This window comes from Nguyenibacter vanlangensis, assembly GCF_013376155.1.
Lineage (GTDB): Bacteria > Pseudomonadota > Alphaproteobacteria > Acetobacterales > Acetobacteraceae > Gluconacetobacter > Gluconacetobacter vanlangensis.
Genome location: NZ_JABXXP010000197.1, coordinates 1 through 4,862 on the forward strand (window position 1 = coordinate 1; position 4,862 = coordinate 4,862).

Below are 4,862 nucleotides of genomic sequence, written 5' to 3' on the forward strand. Positions count from 1 at the left end.
ATCGGCGCGCTCAGCATGGTGCTGGCCCATGCCGCGCTGGCCCGCGCCTGCGTGTTCATTGCCGGCCTGCTGGTCCTGGGGTGCTGGACCGCGATCTATTGCCGCGCCGCGCCCGCCCAGCGGCCGGGCCTGCGCATGGCCTACATGCTCTCGCTCCAGGGCATGGTCTATTTCATCTTCTACCAGCAGATGATCACGTCGCTGACCCTGTTTGCGCTGCGCGGCGTCCATGGCCAGGTCCGGCTGGGCGGCCTGACCCTGTTCAGCCTGTCCGCCGGGCAGTTCCAGGCGCTGAATCCGATCTGGATCATGCTGGCCAGCCCGCTGCTGGCGTGGCTGTACCGACGCATGGCCCTGGCCGGGCGCGACCTGTCGCTGGCGCAGAAATTCGCCATCGGCTTCGCCCTGGTCACGCTGGCCTTCGTCATCTGGTGGCTGGGGGCGCTGGCGGGTGGAGCAGGGCGGGTCACGCCCTGGGTGATGATCTGGGCCTACGGCGCGCTGTCGGTGGGCGAATTGCTGATCAGCGGCCTGGGCCTGGCGGTCATCGCCCGCTACGTGCCCCGGTCCATCGGCGCCTTCATGATGGGCGCCTATTACCTCGCAGTCGGGGTGGCGATGTATCTCGGCAGCATGGTCGCCAATCTGGCGGCCATCGGTTCGGGCACGGTGGCGGCGCAGGCCGGGGGGGCGGAGGTCTATGCCGGCCTGTTCCTCGACCTGGCGATGGCCGCGGCGGGATGCACCGTGCTGTTCGTCCTGCTTCTCCCCCTTGCCCGTCAATGGGATCGCCAGCATAGCTTGGTGACGACATCCACCCAGCCCTGACCCCCGCGGCAGCGCGGCCGGTCGCCGGAGAAACCTGCCTGATGCCGCGGCTGCTTCGTCTTCTTGCCCTGCTCCTGCCGCTGGGGGTTGCCGCCTGCGCGTCGGTGCCCGAAACCGGGGGGTCTGAAACCGGCGGCCCGCCCCCGGTCATCCTGGTGTCGATCGACGGATTCCGGCCCGACTATCTGGACCGGGGGGTGACGCCCAACCTGAACGCGCTGGCCGCGTCGGGCGTGCGCGCCGTGGCCATGCACCCGTCCTTCCCGTCGATCACCTTCCCCAACCATTACACGCTGGTCACCGGCCTGCGGCCGGACCGCAACGGCATCGTCGGCAACACGATGTACGACCCCGCCATGCCCGGCATGCGCTTCAGCCTGGGCAACCGCGCCGCCGTTACCGACCGGCGCTGGTGGGACCAGGCCGAACCGGTCTGGGTCACCGCCGAACGGCACGGGCTGCGCAGCGCCACCCTGTTCTGGCCGGGGTCCGAGGCCCCGATCCACGGCGTCCGTCCCGCGGACTGGCTGCCCTTCGACGGCGCCATGCCGCCGGACGACCGGGTGGATCGTCTTCTGTCGTGGTTCGACCGTCCGCCGGCGCGGCGCCCGCGCTTCGCCACCCTGTATTTCAACCGGGTCGATCATGCCGGGCATGAATTCGGCCCCGACGCGCCGCAGACCACGGCCGCCGCCGCGCTGATCGACCAGGCGATCGGCCGGCTGGTGGCGGGGCTGCGGGCCCGCCATATCGACGCCGACATCATCGTCGTGTCCGACCACGGCATGGCCGCCACCAGCATGCAGCGGATCGTCTACCTGGACCGGATCGCCCCGGCCGGCACGTTCCGCTTCGTCACGGGCGGCGCCTATGCCGGCGTCGATGTCGCCCCAGGGGTCGCCCCGGGGGCCACCCCCGGGCAGGCGGCGCGATTGGCGGCCGCGCTGCTGGCGCATCACGACCACATGGCCTGCACGCGTCGCCAGGACCTGCCGGAACGGTTCCATTACGGACATAATCCGCGCGTGCCGGCCTTCATCTGCGTGGCCGATGTCGGCTGGATGATCGCAGCATCGGCCGCCCATCCGCCCCGCACGGTCGGCGGCGATCACGGCTATGACGCCATGGCGCCGGAGATGAACGCCACCTTCCTGGCCGCCGGCCCGGCCTTCGTCCCCGGCCGGGTCATCGGCGCCTTCGACAATGTCGATGTCTATCCGCTGGTCATGACCTTGCTGGGCCTTCCCCCGCTGCCCTCCGACGGCACGGTCGCGCCGTTCCGCCCGGCGCTGCGGCAATAGGGCGCGCTGCCTCGCTCCGGACAGAACGGAGGATAAAAAGAGGGTGGAAAGGGGGAATGAAAAGGAGATACATCGTGGCGTATGCCGGATTCTTCAAAAGATCGGCGGTCCTGGGCGTGCTGCTCGCGCTCGGCGCGTTTGCGCCGTTCCCCATATCCGCCCGCGCGGCGGACGGGCTGTGGGCGGTCTATGACAGCGCGCTGCGCGGGGCGAAATATATCGACCTGACCCATGTGATCACGCCCGCCATGCCCGTCTGGGCCGGTTTCGCGCCGCCGGTCTTCGGGCGGGCCGAAGCCGCGACCGCGGTGCCGCCCTTCGCACGGCAGGGGCAGGTCTTCACCTATGCGGCGTCGGGATTCGAGGCCAGCCGCTATGTCCTGCCCACCGACCAGTTGGGCACGCAACTCGACCCGCCCGCTCATTGGGCACCCGAATATCCCTCGATCGACGAATTGCCGCCCACCTATACCCTGCGCCCGCTGGTGGTGATCCCGATGCAGGACAAGGTCGCGCGCGATCCGGGCTATCAGTTGCAGGTCGCCGACATCACGGCCTTCGAGGCCCGGCACGGCCGTATCCCCGCCGGTTCGGTGGTGTTCGTCCGCTCCGACTGGTCGAAGGGCTGGCCCGACCCCGCCCTGGCGCGGCAGGACCGCTTCCCGGGCGTGTCGCTGGCCGCCCTGCAATTCCTGCATCTGCGGCGGCACATCCTGTTCCATGGGCATGAACCGCTGGACACCGACGACACGCCGACCCTGGAAGGCGAGCACTGGCTGATGCATCACGGCTACGCCCAGGCCGAAGGGCTGGCCAATCTCGACCAGGTCGGCCCGACCGGCTGTCTGGTCGCCATCGGCTATCCGAAATTCCAGGGCGGCACCGGCGGCTATGCGCGCTATGTCGCGATCTGCCCGCATGACTGGCCCCACGGCGTCGCGATCGGCCAGGTGGCCGAGGCGCCGCTGCCTCGATCCGACCGCCCGCTCCATTGGGACGCCAGGGCGGGCATGCGCGTGCGATAGGCAAAAGAGGACGAGGACCGCAGAGCCGGCATGAATCATGAACGCAAGAATTTCCGCCTCACGGATCGCGCGGTGAAGGCCGCGACGACCCGCCGCCCGTCCGCCGGCCGGGCGATGGCCGGCCGGCTGGCCTGCCTGCTGACATGCCTGGTCCTGGGTCTGGTCCAAGGGGCCTGTTCGTCCGGCCCGCGGCGCTGCGTCGTCTCCACCCTCGGCGATCTCAAGGTTATGAACGATGTCGGCCAGCCTATCGTCCGCGCGACGATCAACGGCACGCCCGTCGCCTTTCTGATCGATACAGGGGCTGCCTTCAGCATCGTCTCGCCCGAGGCCGCCGAGGCGTTGCGCCTGCCCTATACCGGCCAGTTCGTTCCCATCCAGGGCGTGGGCGGGCAGACCGTCGGCAATGTGGTCACGGTCGACCGGCTCGGGCTTGGCTCGGGCACGGCGCGCGATACGCTCTTCGCGGTGGCCGGACATTTTCCCGGCCATATAGGCGGGCTGCCGGTGGTCGGCCTGTTCGGCGGCAATTTCCTCGCGGCCACCGAACCGGTCTTCGACCTGCCCGCCCACCAACTCGATCTGTACACCGTCTCCGGCTGCGATTCCCCCACCCCGACCTGGAGCGGCCCCACCGACATGGCGCCGATCGAGATCGAGGGCGACTCCGCGATCATGATCGACGTCCTGCTCAACGGGCATCGCGTCTCCGCCCAGTTGGACAGCGGCGCGGGCCATACGGTGATCCTGCCCGGCGATGCGCGCCACGCCGGCGTGGACCGCGCCCGCCTGTCGCAAGACCCGCACGGCCATATGCACGGGGTCGACGACAACCGGTTCGAAGCCCATCTGCACCGTTTCGACAGCCTGCAGGTCGGACACGCGATCTATTACAAGCCGTGGATCGCGGTCGCGCCGATGGAGATCGACCACGCGCTGCTCGGCGCGGACTTCCTGCGCCATAACCGGGTCTGGATCAGTTACCGGACCCAGCGGGTCTATATCCAGCGGCTGCATGCGCCCGACGGCGACCCGACCTTCCAGATCAGGCTGCGCCGGCTGCCGCCGGCCCACCCGGTTCCGGCCACGTTGTCCGCGCTGCCCCCGGTTTCGACCGCGTCGCGCTGACTGGCGTCCGTCATTCCGGTTGGATACCGTAACGGACCGGCCGGGATGGGCCGGCATGCCGCAGGGAAGGGTTCCGCATGAAGGACGTGCTGCGATTGGGGGCGGTCTTTATCGGCCTGATGGTCGGGGGCGGATTCGCCTCGGGGCAGGAAGTCATCCAGTTCTTTTCCGCCTTCGGGCGGCCGGGGCTGCTGGGGTGCCTGGTCTCGGGGGCGCTGTTCGCCGTGCTGGTGCTGGAATTGTACGCCATCGGCTGCCAGTTGCAGATCCACACCCACCAGCAGGCGATGACCCGCCTGTTCGGCCGGCGGGCGGCTCCCGCGCTCGATCTCGTGCTGTGCGTCTGCCTGTTCTGCATGATCACCGTCATGGTCGCGGGCGGCGGCGCGTCGATCCAGCAGCAATTCGGCCTGCCCGCGGCCGCGGGTTCGGCGATCATGGCGGCGCTGGCCTGGCTTGCCATGGTCTGCAACGCCAGGCGCATCGTCGACCTGGTCGGGATCATGACGCCGCTGGTCATGCTCATGGTCACGGCCATGCTCGCCTTCGTGCTGGCCCATCCGGCCCCGCCGACCGCCCC

5 protein-coding genes are annotated in these 4,862 nt (G+C 69.5%); all 5 read left to right on the forward strand.

Annotated elements, in window-relative coordinates:
- Positions 1 to 828 (forward strand): POT-type proton-dependent oligopeptide transporter (locus HUK84_RS10490; RefSeq protein WP_456306668.1); only part of this gene is annotated, 828 nt, incomplete at its 5' end.
- Positions 829 to 869: 41 nt separating this feature from the next.
- The gene (locus tag HUK84_RS10495; protein ID WP_176640247.1) at positions 870 to 2,129 is read left to right on the forward strand and encodes an alkaline phosphatase family protein; all 1,260 of its coding nucleotides are present in this window, start codon (positions 870 to 872) and stop codon (positions 2,127 to 2,129) included.
- Positions 2,130 to 2,203: 74 nt separating this feature from the next.
- On the forward strand, positions 2,204 to 3,154 hold the full coding sequence (locus HUK84_RS10500) for a cyclase family protein (protein ID WP_317135274.1): 951 nt from the start codon (positions 2,204 to 2,206) through the stop codon (positions 3,152 to 3,154).
- A gap of 30 nt (positions 3,155 to 3,184) precedes the next feature.
- Entirely contained in the window at positions 3,185 to 4,282 is a 1,098-nt protein-coding gene (locus HUK84_RS10505; RefSeq protein WP_176640249.1) for a retroviral-like aspartic protease family protein, read from the forward strand.
- A 77-nt stretch (positions 4,283 to 4,359) separates the two neighbouring features.
- The coding region (locus HUK84_RS10510) for a hypothetical protein (RefSeq protein ID WP_218064317.1) at positions 4,360 to 4,862 on the forward strand (503 nt) is incomplete at its 3' end.

Excerpts from the sequence above, each read along its gene's own strand:
- HUK84_RS10495 (WP_176640247.1), top strand. The coding sequence starts at position 870 with ATGCCGCGGCTGCTTCGTCTTCTTGCCCTGCTCCTGCCGCTGGGGGTT.
- HUK84_RS10505 (WP_176640249.1), top strand. The coding sequence starts at position 3,185 with ATGAATCATGAACGCAAGAATTTCCGCCTCACGGATCGCGCGGTGAAG.